The 18,682-nt window shown below is 69.3% G+C and carries 18 protein-coding genes; 4 read left to right on the top strand and 14 right to left on the bottom strand.

Going from position 1 to position 18,682, the window contains the following annotated elements; translation table 11 throughout:
- The 3 genes from Q0L11_RS09415 to Q0L11_RS09405 form a co-directional block, all read right to left on the bottom strand.
- Positions 1–559: pentapeptide repeat-containing protein (locus Q0L11_RS09415; protein ID WP_296596882.1), on the bottom strand; the 559-nt coding region annotated here is incomplete at its 3' end.
- A gap of 93 nt (positions 560–652) precedes the next feature.
- A complete protein-coding gene (locus Q0L11_RS09410; RefSeq protein ID WP_296596881.1) occupies positions 653–1,606 on the bottom strand; it encodes a magnesium transporter CorA family protein in 954 nt (317 codons plus the stop codon).
- Positions 1,607–1,666: 60 nt separating this feature from the next.
- A complete protein-coding gene (locus Q0L11_RS09405; RefSeq protein WP_296596880.1) occupies positions 1,667–2,356 on the bottom strand; it encodes a CHAP domain-containing protein in 690 nt (229 codons plus the stop codon).
- A 503-nt stretch (positions 2,357–2,859) separates the two neighbouring features.
- On the opposite strand from Q0L11_RS09405, the gene Q0L11_RS09400 reads away from it, so the two are divergent.
- Positions 2,860–3,651: a TerC family protein gene (locus Q0L11_RS09400; protein ID WP_296596879.1), complete on the top strand. Its 792-nt coding sequence runs from the start codon at positions 2,860–2,862 to the stop codon at positions 3,649–3,651.
- 37 nt (positions 3,652–3,688) lie between these two features.
- Here the strand turns inward: Q0L11_RS09400 and Q0L11_RS09395 are convergent, their stop codons facing one another.
- Complete coding sequence (locus Q0L11_RS09395) at positions 3,689–5,845, bottom strand: primosomal protein N' (protein ID WP_296596878.1); 2,157 nt, start codon at positions 5,843–5,845, stop codon at positions 3,689–3,691.
- A gap of 282 nt (positions 5,846–6,127) precedes the next feature.
- On the opposite strand from Q0L11_RS09395, the gene fsa reads away from it, so the two are divergent.
- The 3 genes from fsa to Q0L11_RS09380 are packed head-to-tail and all read left to right on the top strand — an operon-like array spanning position 6,128 to position 8,454.
- The gene (gene fsa, locus Q0L11_RS09390) at positions 6,128–6,781 is read left to right on the top strand and encodes a fructose-6-phosphate aldolase (RefSeq protein WP_296596877.1); all 654 of its coding nucleotides are present in this window, start codon (positions 6,128–6,130) and stop codon (positions 6,779–6,781) included.
- 15 nt (positions 6,782–6,796) lie between these two features.
- A complete protein-coding gene (locus Q0L11_RS09385) occupies positions 6,797–7,543 on the top strand; it encodes a DUF484 family protein (protein ID WP_296596876.1) in 747 nt (248 codons plus the stop codon).
- A complete protein-coding gene (locus Q0L11_RS09380) occupies positions 7,528–8,454 on the top strand; it encodes a tyrosine recombinase XerC (protein WP_296596875.1) in 927 nt (308 codons plus the stop codon). The genes Q0L11_RS09385 and Q0L11_RS09380 overlap by 16 nt, the downstream gene beginning before the upstream one ends.
- 3 nt (positions 8,455–8,457) lie before the next feature.
- Here the strand turns inward: Q0L11_RS09380 and Q0L11_RS09375 are convergent, their stop codons facing one another.
- The 10 genes from Q0L11_RS09375 to sucC form a co-directional block, all read right to left on the bottom strand.
- On the bottom strand, positions 8,458–8,721 hold the full coding sequence (locus Q0L11_RS09375) for a hypothetical protein (protein ID WP_296596874.1): 264 nt from the start codon (positions 8,719–8,721) through the stop codon (positions 8,458–8,460).
- The gene (locus Q0L11_RS09370; protein ID WP_296596873.1) at positions 8,721–9,005 is read right to left on the bottom strand and encodes a hypothetical protein; all 285 of its coding nucleotides are present in this window, start codon (positions 9,003–9,005) and stop codon (positions 8,721–8,723) included. Before Q0L11_RS09370 ends, Q0L11_RS09375 begins: the two co-directional genes overlap by 1 nt.
- A gap of 134 nt (positions 9,006–9,139) precedes the next feature.
- On the bottom strand, positions 9,140–9,583 hold the full coding sequence (locus Q0L11_RS09365; protein ID WP_296596872.1) for a GNAT family N-acetyltransferase: 444 nt from the start codon (positions 9,581–9,583) through the stop codon (positions 9,140–9,142).
- Positions 9,565–10,983 (bottom strand): dihydrolipoyl dehydrogenase, encoded by a 1,419-nt coding sequence (lpdA, locus tag Q0L11_RS09360; RefSeq protein WP_296596871.1) that lies wholly within the window; start codon positions 10,981–10,983, stop codon positions 9,565–9,567. Before lpdA ends, Q0L11_RS09365 begins: the two co-directional genes overlap by 19 nt.
- 164 nt (positions 10,984–11,147) lie before the next feature.
- Positions 11,148–11,579: a response regulator gene (locus Q0L11_RS09355; protein WP_296596870.1), complete on the bottom strand. Its 432-nt coding sequence runs from the start codon at positions 11,577–11,579 to the stop codon at positions 11,148–11,150.
- Positions 11,580–11,593: 14 nt separating this feature from the next.
- A complete protein-coding gene (locus Q0L11_RS09350) occupies positions 11,594–11,980 on the bottom strand; it encodes a hypothetical protein (RefSeq protein ID WP_296596868.1) in 387 nt (128 codons plus the stop codon).
- 233 nt (positions 11,981–12,213) lie between these two features.
- Positions 12,214–13,437 (bottom strand): 2-oxoglutarate dehydrogenase complex dihydrolipoyllysine-residue succinyltransferase, encoded by a 1,224-nt coding sequence (gene odhB / locus Q0L11_RS09345; protein WP_296596867.1) that lies wholly within the window; start codon positions 13,435–13,437, stop codon positions 12,214–12,216.
- A 46-nt stretch (positions 13,438–13,483) separates the two neighbouring features.
- Positions 13,484–16,435 (bottom strand): 2-oxoglutarate dehydrogenase E1 component, encoded by a 2,952-nt coding sequence (locus tag Q0L11_RS09340; RefSeq protein WP_296596866.1) that lies wholly within the window; start codon positions 16,433–16,435, stop codon positions 13,484–13,486.
- Positions 16,436–16,517: 82 nt separating this feature from the next.
- Complete coding sequence (sucD, locus tag Q0L11_RS09335) at positions 16,518–17,396, bottom strand: succinate--CoA ligase subunit alpha (protein ID WP_296596865.1); 879 nt, start codon at positions 17,394–17,396, stop codon at positions 16,518–16,520.
- A gap of 3 nt (positions 17,397–17,399) precedes the next feature.
- Complete coding sequence (gene sucC / locus Q0L11_RS09330) at positions 17,400–18,599, bottom strand: ADP-forming succinate--CoA ligase subunit beta (protein WP_296596864.1); 1,200 nt, start codon at positions 18,597–18,599, stop codon at positions 17,400–17,402.
- Between the last annotated feature and the right edge of the window lie 83 nt (positions 18,600–18,682).

Raw genomic sequence — 18,682 nt, 5'->3', positions numbered from 1 at the left:
GCATCAGCTTGGCGCCGGTCAGGATCGCGCCCGACAGGTTGGCGTCGGTGAAGTCGCTGGTCATGGCCACCGCGCCGCTCATCTGGGCGCCCGCCAGGTTGGCCCCTGACAGCACGGCGTAGTTCAGTTCGCCCGGCCGGTGCTCGTGCCGCAGGATGCGGAAGCCGTCCAGCTTGTCCTGCAGCGCGATGCGGCCCTCGCGCAGGTCGCACCCCGCCAGCTCGGCGCCCGCCAGGTTCGCCCCCCGCATGCAGGCGCCGCGCAGGTCCGCCCGCTTCAGGTTCACGTGCCGCATGTCGGCTTCGCGCAAATCGGCCCCGAACAGGATCGCGCGGGACAGATTGGCCCGAGCCAGGGTCGAGCCCGACAGCTTGGCGCCCGTAAGGTCGGCGTCCCGCAGGTCCACGCCCTCGAGGCTGCAGTTGGCGAGATCGGCATAGGTGAGGTTCAGCCGCCGGCCCCCGGCGCGCCCCGCCAGGTAGCGCTGGTGCGCGTCGAGCGCCTCGCGGAGCGCCTGGGCGTCGAGCGCCGTATGGTGTTGTTGTGCTTGCGACGACATGAAGGCCTTCGCGTTCACCATGGCGGCAACGGCTTTAAGGATGGGTTGCGCTACAACCTTAAGCCAAACTTAGGGCGCAGCTTGCGCGGGCGGCTACAGCCACCCGCGCTTCTTGAACCAGATCACCGGCAGGGCTGCGGCGATGGCCATGGCGATCAGCGCCAGCGGGTAGCCCGCCGCCCAGTGCAGCTCGGGCAAGACGTCGAAATTCATCCCGTAAATCGAGGCGATGAGGGTGGGCGGCATGAACACCACCGCCACCACCGAGAAGAACTTGATGATCCCGTTCTGCTCGATGTTGATCAGCCCCAGGGCCGCGTCCAGCAGGAAGGCGATATGCGACGACTGGTGCCCCGCGTGCTCGCCCAGGGATTGTACGTCACGGTGCAGCGCCTCGACGTGCGCGCGGCATTCCGGATCGCCCGCGACCTCCCCGGCAAGGCCCGCGTAGCCGATGGCGCGGCCCAGGCTGCTCAGACTGTTGCGTGTGAGCGAGGTGACCGACTGGGCGGCGGCCAGGTCGGTGAGCAGCGGCCGGAAATTGCCCCCCTTCGGCCGGTTGAAGATCGCGTTCGACGCCACCTGCACCTTGTCGCCCATGTCGTCCAGGGTGCGGGCGAGGCGCTCGACGATCGCGTCCAGCAGGCTGAGCAGGGTCGCCGTGCCGCTGGCGAGGTCGCTGCCCGGCGCGCGCTCCGAGAAGATCGTGAACGCCTTCAGTTCCTCGTAGCGCAAGGTGACCAGCAGCCCCTTGGCCAGCACGAAGGTGACCGGCGTCGCAAACGGCATGTCCTCGTGGCTCCGCGCCAGCAACGTGGCGGTCATGAACGTGCCGCCGCATTCCTGGTAGAGCCGACTGGACGGCTCCAGCGCGGCCATCTCCTCGACGGTCGGCAACTGCAGGCCCAGCGCGCCCTCGACCGCCAGCTCCTCCTCGCGGCTCGGGCGGAACAGGTCGATCCAGAGGACGTCGGAGCCAAGCTGCCAGCCTTCGCAGGCGACCTCGACCTCGGTGGCGCGCTGGCCGCGCCGAAGCACCCTGAGCATGGCTAGGCCTCCGCGCGCCTCTTGTGGCGGCGCGTCGGGCGGGTCGTCAACCGTGCGCGATCAGCGCGTGGCGGGCGGCGGGGTCGGCTGGTCGCCGCGCGTGGCCGCCGCGATCAGGGCGGCGATCCGATCGGTCGAGTCGGCTGCCTGGCTCAGCACGCTGAGGGCGCCCTGGCCGGGACGGACGGCGCCGGCCATCTGCGAAGCGGCCGACTGGGCCACCGCGATGGCGCCGTTCTGCAGGCGGCTCACGCCAGAGGCCGCCATCACGCGGGCGGTGGCGTCGGGATAGATGAAGCCGTGCGTCGAATAGGTCGAGCCGCCCAGGTCGCGGTTCGGGTCGTACCAGACCTTCACCTGGCTCCAGTCGCCGGCCGGCGACACGTCGATGACGGTCACGTCCTTCTCGACCTTGCCGCGCGAACCCTCGATCGGGCTCCAGTTGGCGTGCGTGATCTGCACGACGCGGTCGGTGAGCACCTGGCTGACCACGGCCACGTGGCCCAGGCGCATGCGTTGGGTCGGCTTGAAGCAGAGGACGGCGCCGGCGCGCGGCTGGAAGCCGGTCTCGTACTTGCCGGCAGCCTGCTGCCACCAGGTCCAGGCGTCGCCGAAGATCTGGATGCCCGAGATCAGGCGCGCGAAGGGCACGCACTGCCAATAGGTGTCGGCCATCGCGCCAGCGGGCGCGAACGCGACGAACGCCGCAGCGGCGAGGGACCCGATGAGGGCCTTCGTCCGTTTAAGCATGCTTCGGTTACTCCCCGACACTCCCAGGTGAAGGGGTAACGATATCCGGTCTGAGTGAAAAGAGGGTTTACGCGGCGCGGCGGGATGTCGCGCACGGTTTATCCACAAGCCACCCCAGGCATGCCGCCAAACGTCCGTATGGATGACGCAATAATGGCTTCAGAAATCCCTGTACTGATCCGTCCATTAAGAAAACTATTGGCGACCGGTCGCGCGCATTCCTGTAATTGAGCTGCAATTAACTCGATTTCGCCGCCCTCCTTAACACCTTGTAATTTTTTCTAGTCTTGCACTCACGCAGTCGTAACAAGCCGAAATAAGAGCTCGCCCACCCGCGACGCGTCTTCGAGCAGACTCGCCTAAGAGGAGAAATCGGCCCTTCACAAACCCGCGAGCGGCGGCGCCGGAGCCCAAAAAAGCGGCACACTAGGCCTTCAACTCGGCCCTAGTCATACGCGTATATCGTCACTAAGATACACGTACATGAACGACCGGAGAGCTCTATGGATATCGCCGCCCTTGTGACCGACCCGGCCGCCTGGGCCGCGCTGGTGACCCTCGTGGTCATGGAAGTCGTGCTCGGCATCGACAACCTGATCTTCATCTCGATCCTCTCGAACAAGCTGCCCGAGCATCAGCGCGCCAGCACGCGACGCATCGGCATCGCGCTGGCCCTCATCATGCGCCTGGCGCTGCTCTCCACCCTGGCCTTCATCGTCGGCCTCACCCAGCCGGTCTTCTCCCTGCCCTGGCAGGGCCCGCTTGGCGCGCATGGCGAGCCGTCGTTCGACCTGGCCTTCTCCTGGCGCGACCTGATCCTGATCGCGGGCGGCCTGTTCCTCGTCTGGAAGGCCACCACCGAGATCCACGAGAAGGTGGATACGCGCGAGACGCACGGCGTGATGGACACCAAGAGCAAGGTCATCAGCAACGTCGGCGCGGCGATCTTCCAGATCATCCTGCTGGACCTGGTGTTCTCGATCGACTCGATCCTCACCGCCGTGGGCATGACCGACCACCTGCCGATCATGATCGCCGCCGTGGTCATCACCGTGGGCATCATGCTGGTGGCCGCCGACCCCCTGGCGAACTTCATCAACAACAACCCCACCGTGGTGATGCTGGCCCTGGGCTTCCTGCTGATGATCGGCGCGGTGCTGATCGCCGACGGCTTCGGCGTCCACGTGCCGAAGGGCTACATCTACGCCGCCATGGCCTTCTCGGCGGGCGTCGAGGCGCTGAACATGCTGGCGCGCCGCAAGAAGCCGTCCGTCGAGGACAAGGTCCTGCACTGACGACAGCCCGCCGGCCCCTCGCGGGGCCGGCGGCTCGTCAGAGGAAGCTGTAGGGATCGATGTCGATGGCCACGCGGATCTGGCCGGGCGGCCGCACGCGGGCCCGCCAGGCCGCCATGTAGGCGGACAGGTCCACCGAGCGGTCCGCCCGCACCAGGAAGCGCTTGCGCCGCCGGCCCCGCACGAGACCGAGCGGCGCGTCGGCCGGACCGTAGACCTCGACCCCCGGCGTGTTGGGCGCCGCCTGCGCCATGCCCTGCACGAAGGCGTCCAGTTGCGCGGCGTCTGGCCCAGAGGCGACCACAGCCGCCAGCCGCCCGAATGGCGGCAGCCCCGCCAGCTCCCGCTCGGCCATCTCGGCGGCCACGAACGCGTCCCGGTCCTGGGCCTTCAGCGCCTGCATGACGGCGTGCTCGGGGGCGTAGGTCTGCAGCAGCGCCCGGCCCGGCCGGTCCTTGCGCCCCGCCCGCCCGGTCGCCTGCGCCAGGAGCTGGTAGGTCCGCTCGGCCGCCCGCAGATCGCCGCCCCGCAGTCCGAGGTCGGCGTCCACCACCCCCACCAGCGTCAGCTTGGGGAAATTGTGCCCCTTCGCCGCCGCCTGAGTGGCCACCAGGATGTCGATCTCCCCGGCCGCCATGGTCTCGACCAGTCGCCGGGCCTCGCGGGCGTCGAAGACCGTGTCCGACGAGAAGACCGCGATCCGCGCCTCCGGGAACAGGGCGCGAGCCTCCTCCTCCACCCGCTCCACACCCGGCCCGATAGAGACCAGGCTGTCCTTCGCCCCGCAATGCGGACAGGCCGCCGGCTTCGGCATCGAGAACCCGGTCAGGTGGCAGACGAGGCGGCCGGTGTAGCGGTGCTCCACCAGCCAGGAATCGGTGTCGGGCGCGGTCATCCGCTCCCCGCACGCCTTGCACAGCACCAGGGGCGCGTAGCCCCGGCGGTTCAGGAACAGCAGGCTCTGCTCGCCCCGGGCCCAGGTCTCGGCCATGGCCTTGACCAGCGGGGGCGAAAGCCACCGCCCCGCCTCGGGCGGCGTCTCGCGCAGGTCGATCAGCTCGATGTCCGGCAGGCGCGCGGTCCCGTGCCGCGCCGAGAGCCTGAGCCATCGATAGCGGCCCGCCTCGGCGTTGCGCAGCGTCTCCAGCGACGGCGTGGCCGACGCCAGGATCACCGCCGCGCCCTCGATCCGGCCCCGCACCACCGCCAGGTCGCGGGCGTGGTAGATGAAGCCGTCCTCCTGCTTGAACGAGCCGTCGTGCTCCTCGTCCACGACGATCAGGCGCAGCTTGCGGAAGGGCAGGAACAGCGCCGAGCGCGCGCCTACGACGATCCGGCAGGTCCCCGCCGCCACGGCCTCCCAGACGCGCCGGCGACCCGGCGGGGCGACGTCCGAGTGCCACTCGCCCGGCTGGGCGCCGAAGCGGGCGGCGACACGCGCGATCACCGCCTGAGTCAGGGCGATCTCGGGCAGCAGGATCAGCACCTGGGCGTCGGGGTCGGCCGCGAGCGCCGCCGCTGCGGCCTCCAGGTACACCTCGGTCTTCCCCGAGCCGGTGACCCCGTCCAGCAGCGCGACACCGAAGCCGTCCGCCACCAGGTCCTTCAGGGCCTCGGCCGCCGCCGCCTGGCTGGCGCTGAGCTGCGGGCCGGGGCGGGAGAGGTCCGGCGGGTCGAACCGCGCTTCGGGGAGGATCTCGCGGACCGCGAGCACGCCCTCGTCCAGCAGGGCCTTCACGACCCCGGCCGAGACCCCGGCCGCGCGGGCGAGGTCGGCGGCGGCCATCGGCTGGAGGGCCGCCTCGATCACCTTCTCGCGGGCCGGCGTGGGACGCGCGGGCGAGGTTCCGGTGGCCACCACCACCCGCACGGGCCGCGGCTTCGGCGCCCGGGCTCCGCGCAGGGCGATCGCCAGCGGCTGACCGGGCGCGTCCACGGCATAGCGCGCCGCCCACTGCACGAACTCCACCGTGCCCGGCGGCAGGCGCGGATCGTCGAGCCGCTCGGCGACCGGTTTCAGCGGGCGGTTTCCGCCCATCGCATCGCGCAACTCGGTGACCACCCCGCGGATCAGGCGCGGCCCCAGCGGCACGGCCACCTGGTCGCCCGCTTCCAGCCCCATGCCTTCCGGCTCGGCGTAGTCGAACGCCTCGGGCAGGGGCATGGGCAGGAGGACGGAGGCGATGCGGCTCATGGGTTGAGGATCACGGCTTAGCGCGCCGTCAGGCGAAGTGGAATGCGGTTCGCCGCCCGGACGGCGCGCCAAGCAAAGGTCTGGGCGCAGTCGGACGCAAAACCGGTTTCCACTTTTGCGGACTGCGCCCGGCGCGCCGTCAGGCGAAGTGGAATGCGGTTCGCCGCCCGGGTGGCGCGCGAGGCAAAGGTCTGGGCGCAGTCGGACGCAAAACCGGTTTCGACTTTTGCGGACCTGCGCCCGGGCAGCTACAAGCGCCCTGAACAAGTCCAAGGTCAGATAATGCAGCTCTTCCTCGACACCACCGACACCGCCGTCCTGAAGGACCTTGCCGAAACCGGCCTGGTCGACGGCGTGACCACCAACCCCTCGCTGATCGCCAAGTCCGGCCGCAACATGCTGGAGGTGATCGCCGAGATCTGCGGCCTGGTCGAAGGCCCCGTCTCGGCCGAGGTGGCGGCCATGGACGTCGCCGGCATGCTGGCCGAGGGCCGCAAGCTGGCGGGCGTGGCGCCCAACGTGGTCGTGAAGGTGCCGCTGACCCGCGAGGGCCTGACCGCCACCAAGGAATTCTCGGCCGAGGGCATCCAGACCAACGTGACGCTCTGCTTCTCGGCGACCCAGGCCCTGCTCGCCGCCAAGGCCGGCGCCAGCTACATCAGCCCCTTCATCGGCCGCCTGGACGACCACGGCGCCGAGGGCATGGACCTGATCAGCGAGATCCGGGCCATCTACGACAACTACGGCTTCGACACCGAGATCCTGGCCGCCTCCATCCGCACCCCGGCCCACGTCAAGGAAGCCGCCCTCGCCGGCGCCGACTGCGCCACCATTCCGCCGGCGGTGTTCCAGGCGCTCTTCAAGCATCCGTTAACCGAACAGGGGCTCCAACAGTTCATGGCGGACTGGGCCAAGACGGGCCAGTCCATCCTGTAACGAGGCTGGAGTGACATGGACGGGTCGCAGGGTGAGTTCAGTTTCGACATCCCCGCGGCGGCCCCGGCGGCCAAGGCCAAGGCGGCCCGGCGCGCCGCCGGCCCGGCGGTCGAGCGCACGCTCGACCCGGCCGACGTGCGCCGCTTCCTGGCCGAGAACCCCGACTTCCTGACGGCCGACGAGGCCCTGCTGGCCCAGCTCGGCCTCAGCGTCGCCGGCGGCAACGTCGTCGAATTCGCCCCGATGGCGCGCGTCCGCGCCGACCATCAGCGCGAGGCCGAGCAGCGCCAGATGCTGGAGGAGCTGGCCCGCGCCAACTTCGCCGCCCAGGCCCAGACCCACGGCGCCGTCGTGGACCTGCTGGAGGCCCGTAACCTCGCCGACCTGGCCCGGCGCGTGGACGACTTGGCCCGCGGCCGCTTCGGCCTCGCCGCCGGCCTGATCGCCCTGGAATGCGAGGGCCTGCCGCCCGCCGGCTGGCGGCCGCTGGTCGAGGGCCAGGTGAACCTGCTGCTCGACGGAGCGCGGCCCGACGCCCGCATGGGCTTTGCGCCCACCGCGCTCGGCCTCTTCGCCCCCGAGGCTGGCGAAATCCGTTCTATGGCCATGGTGCGGCTCTCGATCTGGGAGCCCTCGCGCCAGGGCCTGCTGGCCTTCGGTTCGGCCAACGCCGACGACTTCGCCCCGGACATGGGCGCCGAGCTGGTGGCTTTCCTGGCCCGGGTGGTCGAGCGGACGGCGGAGCGATGGCCGCTGCTCTGAGCGCACACGACGCCAGGCTCCAGTGGCTCGAACACCTGGCGCACGAGCGGCGCGCCTCGCCGCGCACGCTCGAGGCCTATGGCTTCGCGGCCGGCCGCTACATCGCCTTCCTGGAACAGCACCGGGGTGAAAGCCTGTCGGTGCGCGATCTCGCGACGGTCACGGCCGGCGAGGTGCGCGCCTGGCTCGCGCACCTGCGCGCCGGCGACCACCCCCTGTCGCCGCGCTCGCTCAGCCAGGCGCTGTCGGCGATCCGCACCTTCCACCGTTTCCTCGACCGCCGGCTCGACACGCCCAACGCGGCCATCGCCCTGGTCCGGGGCCCGCGGGTGAAGCCCGGCGCGCCACGCCCCGTGACCGAGGATCAGGCCGCCGGCCTGCTGGCGGAGCCTGCGCTGGACCCCGACCGCGAGGACTGGGAAGCCGCGCGCGACCAGGCCGTCCTCGCCCTCCTCTACGGCTGCGGCCTGCGGATTTCCGAAGGCCTGTCCCTCAAGCGGTCTGACGCGCCCCTTCCCGAGCTGCTGCGCATTACCGGCAAGGGCGGCAAGACGCGCATGGTCCCGGTGCTGCCGGCCGTCCGCGCGGCGGTGGACGCCTATCTGGCCGAGGCCCCCTTCGCCCTGGAGCCCGACGGGCCGCTGTTCCGGGCCAAACGGGGCGGGGCGCTGGGACCGCGCCACGTCCAGGCGACCATGCAGAACCTAAGGGGCCGCCTGGGATTGCCCGCCAGCGCCACGCCGCACGCGCTGCGCCACTCGTTCGCCACCCACCTGCTGGGCGCCGGCGCCGACCTGCGTTCGATCCAGGAACTGCTGGGCCACGCCTCGCTCTCGACGACGCAGCGCTATACCGAGGTCGACGCCGCCGCCCTGCTCAGCGTCTACAACCAGGCCCATCCCCGGGCCTGAAGGTCAGTCGTCAGCGTTGCGGAAGGTCGTGCGGCCTTCGTTCGGCGTGCGGGTCAGGTGGCAGGGCCGGCCGCGCTTGTCGAGAACGGTGATCGAGCGGCCCTTCGGCGTGTCCAGCAGCATGCGCGGGATCTGCCGCCCCGAGCGCTCGGCGATGTAATAGGGCGCCGGCCGGCAGCGGATCGGCGTCCGCGCATCGTTCAGGTCCTTCACCGCCGGCTGGGCCGACGCCAGCGTAGCGGCGATGATAAGCGAAACTGGATCCACTAGCGCCCCACCTCGTACCCCACCACGAGCGGCGCCGCGCAGCCGTCGATGGTGCGCAGGACCGTCTTCTCGTGGTTGGCCTTGGGCAGTTCGCCCAGGACCGATGCCTTCGCCCGGCCCTTGTTGCGATACAGCAGGGCGCGGTCGGCCACCTCGTAGCGGCCATTGGTCTTGCAGGCGGGCGTGTCGGCCGGCGGGGTCACGATGACCAGCGGCCGGCTCTCGGCGGCGGGCGTTGCGGCCACGGCGACGGTCATCGCAGCGGCGGCGAGCATCGCCAGCATTGCAGCCTCCCTCTTTGCAAGCGGGAAGCAAGCTGCCACCGGTTGGCGCAACCGCCAAATTAAGTTTCGGCCACGTGACTGCTGTTTTACGGCTCAGCGACCGATGATGTCCGAATCCCGCGAGGCCTCTCGCCTCAGTCCCGCACGTAGCGCAGCCAGTCCACGCCGTTGTCGCGGCCGCGCTCGGTGCAGCGGAAGCCCTCGCGGTCGTAGAAGGCCTGGGCGCGGACGTTGGCGGCCTGGCACTTGAGCTGCAGCCGTCCGCCCGCCGAGGCGGCCACATAGTGCAGCAGCGCGCGGCCGACGCCGCGCCCACGCTCGGTCACATAGAGCGAATGCAGGAAGGCCTGCGGGCGGTACAGCGCCGCCAGGCCGACGATCTGGCCACCCCTGACGGCGACGAAGATCTCCTCGTCGCGCGCCGCGGCCAGGAAATCGGCCGCGCGGTGCCGTTCGGGCGGGATCCAGGTGAAGGTGTCGGTGAGCACGCGGACGTAGAGGCTGGCGCACTCGGCCAGCTCTTCCGCCCGCGCACGTCGCAGGACGAGGCCCGAAGGCGTCAGGCCTGCATCGTCCAACCTTCGACCCCCATCGCCGCCTGCCGCAGCGCCTCGGAACGCGTCGGATGCGGGTGACAGGTGCGGGCGACGTCCTCGGACGCGGCGCGGAACTCCATCGCGACCGCGTACTCGCCGATCATCTCCGACACGCTGGGCCCGATCAGATGAGCGCCCAGGATCTCGTCGGTCTTGGCGTCGGCCAGCACCTTCGCGAAGCCCTCGGTCTCGTGGTTGATCTTGGCGCGGCTGTTGGCGGTGAAGGGGAACTTGCCGACCTTGTAGGCCCGGCCCTCGGCCTTCAGCTCTTCCTCGGTCTTGCCGACCCAGGCCACCTCCGGGCTCGTGTACACGACGCTTGGGATCAGGCCGTAGCTCACGTGGCCGGCCTTGCCGGCGATCGCCTCGATGCAGGCCACGGCCTCTTCCTCGGCCTTGTGCGCCAGCATCGGACCGTGGGTGACGTCGCCGATCGCCCAAACGCCAGGCGCCGAGGTCTTCCAGTGGTCGGTCTCGATGAAGCCGCGTTTGTCCGGCGTGATGCCCACCGTCTCCAGGCCCAGGCCCTCGGTATAGGGTCGCCGGCCGATCGCCAGCAGCACGCAGTCGGCGTCGATGGTCTCGGCCGCGCCGCCCGCGACCGGCTCGAACGTCAGGGTGACGCCCGTCTTGGAGGTCTTGGCGCCCGTGACCTTGGCGCCCAGTTTGAACGCCATGCCCTGCTTGGTGAGGGCGCGCTGGAAGGTCTTGGCGACCTCGGCGTCCATCCCGGGCGTGATCCGGTCCAGGAACTCGATGACGGTGACCTTCGCGCCCAGCCGGCGCCACACCGAGCCCAGCTCCAGCCCGATGATGCCCGCGCCGATCACCACCAAGTGGCCGGGCACTTCCGGCAGCGACAGCGCGCCGGTGGAGTCCACGATCCGCTTCTGGTCCACCTCGACGCCCGGCAGGCCCGACGGCAGCGAGCCCGTGGCGATCACGATGTCCTTGGCCGCCAGCGTCGTCACCGCGCCATCGGCGGCGGTCACGGTCACCTTGCCCGGGCCGGCGATCGCGCCCACGCCCTGGTAGCGGTCGACCTTGTTCTTCTTGAAGAGGAACTCGATGCCCTTGGTGAGCTGGGTCACCGAGTCGGTCTTCTGCTTCATCATCTGGGCGAGGTTCAGCTTCGGCGTCACCTCGATGCCCAGCGTCGCGAACTCGCTGTTGGCCGCGTCGAACAGCTCCGACGCATGGAGCATCGCCTTCGACGGCATGCAGCCGACGTTGAGGCAGGTGCCGCCCAGGCCGATGCCACCTTCGACGCCCTTGTCCACGCAGGCGACCTTCAGGCCAAGCTGGCCCGCGCGGATCGCGCCGTTGTAGCCGCCGGGGCCGCCCCCGATGATGACGACGTCGTAGGTGGGTGTTTCAGCCATGGTTCGCCTGCGCCTTAGATGGGCGCGCAACCTAGTGCGCGCGGGGCAAATGTGGAGTCCGGTTTTGCGCGGCGCCACCCGGGGCGGCGCATTTCGCCCGCGAGGGCCGCGTCGCAGCCGCGCCAAGGCCGCCGCAGGTCAAACAGCGGTCGGCGAGGCGGGCCTCAGACCTCGATCCAGGCGTCCCGCGGCTCGGGCGCGAGCGTCGGCGCGCCGGCGGCCAGCATGCGGTCCACGCGCTCCAGCAGCTCGGCGCCGCTGAAGGGCTTCGCGAGGCCGTCGCAGACGCCGTGGCCGGCCGCGGCTTCGACGTGTTCCTGGGTCAGCCCTCGGCCGATCAGCAGGACCGGAACCGGACCGCCCGGCGCCGTCGCCAGGGCTTCCAGCACTTCGAGGCTGGCCATGTCGGGCAGGCGGCGCTCCAGCACCACGGCGTCGACGCCGCCGGCTTCCAGCACGGCGATGGCCTCGGCCGGGTCGCGGATGGCCGAGACGGCGTAGCCGGCCACGTCCAACCGGATCTGGATCATTTCCAGGACCGTGCGGTCGTGGTCGACCACGAGGACCCGGTACGATGGCGGGGGATCGAAGTGCATCTGGGTGGGGTCTCTCAGAACAGGTCCACTTCGCCGGGGTCGACCTGTTCGGCCTCCACCACCGGCGCGCCCAGCCCCTCGGCCATGCGCTCGGCCAGCGCGCCCAGGGTCAGGCTCGCGAGGGCGCCCTCCACGGGGACCGCAAGGCCGTCCGGCGAGGCGAAGCAGACGTTGCGCGCGAAGCTGGCGAGGCCGGTCAGATGCTGCGCCAGCAGGTCCACGCCATGCAGGCTCTCGGTCAGCACCTGGCGCTCGGCCGACGGAAGGCTGTCCATGAACTCGCCCAGGATCTTGTCCAGGCGGATGCAACGCGCGGCCGCCAGCTCGATCTCGCCGGACAGGACGTCCATCGTGATCGCGACGCTGGGCGCGAAACCTTCGCTCACATTCAGGGCCGACATGGAAAGGCTTTCCTTTTCAGGGAGTTTTCCCAGCCTGAACCTAAGCATTGGTGAATTGTGGGAAACGCCGTTCGCTCCGCTCGCCCTTGCAGCGGGGCCTGCGGCGATCCGCCGCCGACCCGAAGTGGTCTCGGTGTAGATCGACAGCCGGAAGGTGCGCCGGAACGCACTTGGCCCCCCGAGGAGGCTCCCGACCGGGAGCCACGGAGGCCCCCGGGCAAGGCTCTTTTGCCTTAGACGTCCAGCAGCAGGCGCTGCGGGTCTTCGATGGCTTCCTTCACGTGGACCAGGAAGGTCACCGCGCCCTTGCCGTCGACGATCCGGTGATCGTAGCTCAGGGCCAGGTACATCATCGGCCGGGCCACGATCTGGCCGTTCACCACCATCGGCCGCTCCTGGATTTTGTGCATGCCCAGGATGCCCGACTGCGGCGGGTTCAGGATCGGCGTCGACATCAGCGAGCCGTAGATGCCGCCGTTCGAGATGGTGAAGGTGCCGCCCTGCAGGTCCTCCATCGAGAGCGCGCCGTCGCGGGCCTTCTTGCCCAGGGCGCCGATCTCCTTCTCGATGTCGGCCAGGCTCATGGCGTCGGCGTCGCGGACCACCGGCGTCACCAGGCCCTTCTCGGTGCCGACCGCGACCGAGATGTCGTAGTGGTTCTTGTAGATGACGTCCGTGCCGTCGATCTCGGCGTTGACGTCCGGAACCTGCTTCAGGCCGTGGATCACCGCCTTCACGAAGAAGGACATGAAGCCCAGCTTCACGCCGTGCTTCTTCTCGAACACGTCCTTGTAGGCGTTCCGCAGCGCCATGACCTCGGTCATGTCCACCTCGTTGAAGGTGGTCAGCATGGCGGCGTTGTTCTGGGCTTCCTTCAGCCGGCGCGCGATCGTCTGGCGCAGGCGGGTCATCTTCACCCGCTCCTCGCGCTCGTGGATCGCGCGGGGCGCGGCCGGCGCCGCCGGCGCGGCGGCCGGGGCCTTGGCGCGGGCTTCCAGCGCGGCCAGGGCGTCGCCCTTGGTCACGCGGCCGTCCTTGCCGGTGCCGGGGATGGAGGCGGGGTCCAGGTTGTTCTCGGCGGCGACACGCTGGGCCGACGGCGCCAGCACCGGCTCGGCGGCGGTCTTGGCGGCGGCGGGCGCAGGCGCGGGGGCCGGGGCGGGTTCGGGCTTGGCTTCCGCCTTCGGGGCCTCGGCCTTCTTCGGCGCCGCGGCCGCGGCCCCGCCTTCGCTGATCTTGCCCAGGATCGCGCCCGGCTCGACCGTCGCGCCTTCCTCGGCGGTGATCTCGCTCAGCACGCCGTCCGACGGGGCGGCCACTTCCAGGCTCACCTTGTCGGTTTCCAGCTCGACCAGGATCTCGTCCTTGCGCACCGCATCGCCGGCCTTCTTCGCCCAGCGCGCCACCGTGGCTTCGGTGACGGATTCACCGAGGGCGGGGGTCATGATGTCGGCCATTGGGGGGTCGGCTCCTTAGGGTCTTCGCAGGCGTAGGTGAGGGATTTTAGGCGAACGCTTCGGTGAGGAAGGCGTCGAGTTCTTTCAGGTGGCGGCTCATGAGGCCGGCGGCGGTGGACGCCGAGGCCGGACGGCCCACGTAGCGCGCGCGCTTGGCCTTGATGTTCATGCGCTCCAGCGTCAGTTCCAGCCACGGATCGACGAACTGCCAGCCGCCCATGTTCTTGGGCTCTTCCTGGCACCAGACCAGCTCGGCGTTCTTGAAGCGCTTCAGCTCATTGGTCAGCGACTTCAGCGGCCACGGATAGAACTGTTCCAGGCGCAGGATGTAGACGTCGTCGCGACCGCTCTTGGCGCGCTGTTCCACGAGGTCGAAGTAGACCTTCCCCGAGCAGACGATGACGCGGTTGATCTTGTCGTCCGCCTGCAGGGTCACGCCGCCCACGTCGCAACCGGCCTCGGCGCCGTCCACCATCACGCGGTGGAAGCCCGTGCCCTGCTCCATGTCGGCCAGGTTCGACACCGCCCGCTTGTGGCGCAGCAGCGACTTCGGCGACATCACGATCAGCGGCTTGCGGAATTCGCGCAGCAACTGGCGGCGCAGGGCGTGGAAGTAGTTCGCCGGCGTCGTGCAGTTGACGACCTGCATGTTGTCTTCCGCGCAGAGCTGCAGGAAGCGCTCCAGGCGCGCCGAGGAGTGCTCGGGCCCCTGGCCTTCGTAGCCGTGCGGCAGCAGCATCACGAGGCCGCTCATCCGCAGCCACTTGCGCTCGCCCGAGCTGATGAACTGGTCGATCACCACCTGCGCGCCGTTCACGAAGTCGCCGAACTGGCCTTCCCACATGGTCAGGGTGTTCGGGTCGGTCAGCGAGAAGCCGTATTCGAAGCCCAGCACCGCCTCTTCCGACAGCGCCGAATCCAGCACTTCGAAGTGCGCCTGGTTCGGGCCCAGGTTGCGGAGGGGGAAGTAAACTTCCTCGGTCTTCTGGTCGATGATGCCGGAGTGGCGCTGGCTGAAGGTGCCGCGCACGCTGTCCTGGCCCGACAGGCGGACCGGATAGCCCTGGTCGAGCAGGCTGGCGAAGGCCAGGTGCTCGGCCGTCGCCCAGTCCAGGCCCTGGCCGGACTCGATCGCCTCGCGGCGTCCCGCGATGACCCGTTCCACCGTCTTGTGGACGGCGACCCGCTCGGGGATCGTGGTGATCTTGCGGCCGAGGTCCAGCAGCTTCTGCTTCGGCACGCCGGTGGCGAAGCGCTCGTCGCCGGTGGGCAGTTGCAGGCCGGCCCACTTGCCGTCCAGCCAGTCGGCCTTGTTGGCCTTGTACTGCTTGCCGCTCTCGAACTCCTCGTCGAGGAACTTGTCGAAGGCCGCGATCCAGCCGTCCACGTCGTCCTGGGTGCAGACGCCCTCGCCGATGAGGCGCGAGGCGTACAGGTCGCGAACCGATGGGTGGTTCTTGATCTTCGCGTACATCAGCGGCTGGGTCATCGTGGGGTCGTCCCCCTCGTTGTGACCGAACCGGCGGTAGCAGAACATGTCGACCACCACGTCCTTGCCGAACAGTTGGCGGTACTCGGTGGCGACCTTGGCGGCGAAGGTGACGGCCTCGGGGTCGTCGCCGTTCACGTGGAAGATCGGCGTCTCGACCATCAGCGCCACGTCGGTGGGATACGGCGAGCTGCGGCTGTTCTTCGGGCTGGTGGTGAAGCCGATCTGGTTGTTGACCACGAAGTGCATGGTCCCGCCCACGCCGTAGCCGCGCAGGCCCGACAGCGCGAAGCACTCGGCCACCACGCCCTGGCCGGCGAAGGCGGCGTCGCCGTGCAGCAGCAGCGGCAGCACGTGGCCACGGCCCGCCGACGGCTGCTCGCGCAGGGTGAAGGCCTGCTTGGCGCGCACCTTCCCGATCACGACCGGGTTCACGATCTCCAGGTGCGAGGGGTTGGCGGTGAGCGACAGGTGGACGCTGTTGCCGTCGAACTCACGGTCCGACGAGGCGCCCAGGTGGTACTTCACGTCGCCCGAGCCCTGCACGTCGGAGGGCACGGCCGAGCCGCCTTGGAACTCGTGGAAGATGATGTGGTAGGGCTTGCCCATCACGGCGGCCAGCACGTTCAGGCGCCCGCGGTGCGGCATGCCGACCACGATGTCCTTCACGCCCATGGCGCCGCCGCGCTTGATGATCTGCTCCAGCGCCGGGACCATCGCCTCCCCGCCGTCCAGGCCGAAGCGCTTGGTGCCGGGGAAGCGGCGGTGCAGGAACTGTTCGAACCCTTGCGTCTCGATCAGCTTCTTCAGGATGGCGACCTTGCCCTCCTTGGTGAAGACGATCTCCTTGTCGCGGCCCTCGATGCGCTCCTGCAGCCAGGCCTTCTCCTTGGGGTCCGAGACGTGCATGTACTGCACGCCGACGTTGCCGCAGTAGGTGCGGCGCAGGATCGCCAGGATCTCGCGCACCGACGCCGTCTCCAGGCCCAGCACGAAGTCCAGGAAGATGGGACGGTCGTAGTCGGCCTCGGCGAAGCCGTAGGTGGCCGGGTCCAGCTCCGAGGCGTCGCCCGGCGTGGCGGCGATGCCCAGCGGGTCCAGGTTGGCCTTCAGGTGGCCGCGCATGCGGTACGCGCGGATCATCATGATGGCCCGCAGCGAATCCAGTGTCGCGGCGCGCACCTCGTCGACCGAGGCGGTCGGCTTCTTTTCCTCGATCGTCTTGCCGATCTTGGCCTCGACCGCCGGCCAGAGGCCGTCGATGGCGCTCATCCAGTCGGTGCGGGCGATCGGGGTCTCGGGCTTGGCCCAGGCGGGCTTGCCGGCCGCGCGGGCGACGTCCGACTTGCCGTCCAGCAGGGAGGCGAAGAAGGCCTGCCAGGAGGGGGCGACCGCGTTCGGGTCGGCCGCCCACTTCGCATAGAGGTCCTCCACGAAGGCCGCATTGCCGCCGTAGAGGAAAGAGGTCTCGGCCAGAACTTCGTTGATCAGGCCTGCGTCGTCCGCCATGTCCTTCGCCTTCCGCGGGCGGGCCCACGGACTTCGGAAGAAGGAGCCGAGCGCGGGCCGCCCTAAACCAGATTTCGGGCGCTTACGCGCCCTTGAGCACTTCCAACAGCGTGGTCCCGAGGGCCGCCGGAGACGGCGAAACCCGGATACCCGCAGCCTCCATCGCCGCGATCTTGTCCTCGGCGCCGCCCTTGCCGCCCGAGATGATCGCGCCGGCGTGGCCCATGCGCCGACCCGGAGGCGCCGTGCGCCCCGCGATGAAGCCGACCATAGGCTTCTTGATTGCTGAATTCTTGATGAATTCAGCCGCATCTTCTTCCGCCGAACCGCCGATCTCGCCGATCATGATGATCGACTCGGTCTCGGGGTCCTTCAGGAACATGTCGAGCACGTCGATGAACTCGGTGCCCTTCACCGGGTCCCCGCCGATGCCCACGGCCGACGTCTGGCCGAGGCCCACCTGCGAGGTCTGGAACACGGCCTCATAGGTAAGGGTGCCCGAGCGGGAAACAACGCCCACCGAGCCCTTCTTGAAGATGTTGCCGGGCATGATGCCGATTTTGCACTCACCCGGGGTGAGAACACCCGGGCAATTCGGGCCGATCAGCCTGGATTTTGAGCCGCTGAGCGAGCGCTTCACCTTGATCATGTCGGCGACCGGGATGCCCTCGGTGATGCAGACGATCAGGGGGACCTCGGCGTCGATGGCCTCGAGGATCGAGTCCGCGGCGAACGGCGGCGGGACATAGATCACGCTGGCGTCGGCGCCGGTCTGCTTCACGGCCTCGGCAACCGTGTCGAACACGGGGACGCCCACGTGGGTCGTGCCGCCTTTGCCCGGCGTGACGCCCCCGACCATCTTCGTGCCGTAGGCGATGGCCTGCTCGGTGTGGAAGGTGCCCTGGCTGCCGGTGATGCCCTGGCAGATGACGCGGGTGTTCTTGTTGATCAGGATCGACATGTCTTACGCAGCGCCCCGCACGGCCTTGACGATCTTCTCGGCGCCATCCGAGAGGTCGTTCGCGGCGATCACGTTCAGGCCGCTCTCGTTGATGATCTTCTTACCCAGGTCGACGTTGGTGCCCTCTAGGCGCACCACCAGCGGAACCTGCAGGCCGACTTCCTTCACCGCGGCGACCACGCCTTCCGCGATGATGTCGCAGCGCATGATGCCGCCGAAGATGTTGACCAGGATGCCCTTCACGTTCGGGTCGGCGGTGATGATCTTGAAGGCCGCGGTGACCTTCTCCTTGCTGGCGCCGCCGCCGACGTCGAGGAAGTTCGCCGGCTCGGCGCCGTAGAGCTTGATGATGTCCATGGTCGCCATGGCCAGGCCGGCGCCGTTGACCATGCAGCCGATCTCGCCATCCAGGGCGATGTAGCTGAGGTCGTACTTCGAGGCCTCGATTTCCTTCGGGTCCTCTTCGCTCTCGTCACGCAGCGCCACGATGTCCTTGTGGCGGAACAGCGCGTTGCCGTCGAAGCTGACCTTGGCGTCCAGCACGCGGAGCTGGTCGTCGGCGGTGACGATCAGCGGGTTGATTTCCAGCATCTCCATGTCCTTGGCGACGAACGCCGCATAGAGCTGGGAGAGCAGCGTGGCCGCCTGCTTGGCGAGGTCGCCCTTCAGGCCCAGCGCGCCGGCGAGGGCGCGGGCGTGATGCGGGAAGACGCCGGTGGCCGGGTCGACGGTGAAGGTGTGGATCTTGTCGGGCGTGTTGTGCGCCACGTCCTCGATGTCCATCCCGCCTTCGGTGGACGCCACGACCGAGACCCGGCTCGTTTCGCGGTCGACCAGCAGCGACAGGTAGAATTCCTTGGCGATGGCGGCGCCTTCCTCGATGTAGAGGCGGTTCACCTGCTTGCCCTTCGGCCCGGTCTGGTGCGTGACCAGCACCCGGCCCAGCATCTCCTGGGCGTTGGCCTTCACGTCGTCCACCGACTTCACGACCCGCACGCCGCCCTTGGCGTCAGGGCCGAGGCCTTCGAAGCGGCCCTTGCCGCGCCCGCCGGCGTGGATCTGGGACTTCACGACGAAAACCGGACCGCCCAGCTTCTTGGCGGCTTCGACCGCTTCGTCGACGGAGAAGGCGGCATAGCCGCGCGGGACCGCCACGCCGAACTCCGCGAGGACGGCTTTGGCTTGGTGTTCGTGGATGTTCATGAGGCCTTTGGGGCGACTGAGGGGAAGGCTCGCCCCTGGCGGCGAGTGAGCCGGCTTATAGGCGCCGCCTCCTGCGATGACAA

The organism is Phenylobacterium sp., assembly GCF_024508875.1.
Taxonomy (GTDB): Bacteria; Pseudomonadota; Alphaproteobacteria; order Caulobacterales; family Caulobacteraceae; genus Phenylobacterium.
The sequence above is the reverse complement of the archived record's forward strand: the minus strand, read 5'-3'. Positions and strand labels throughout refer to the sequence as shown.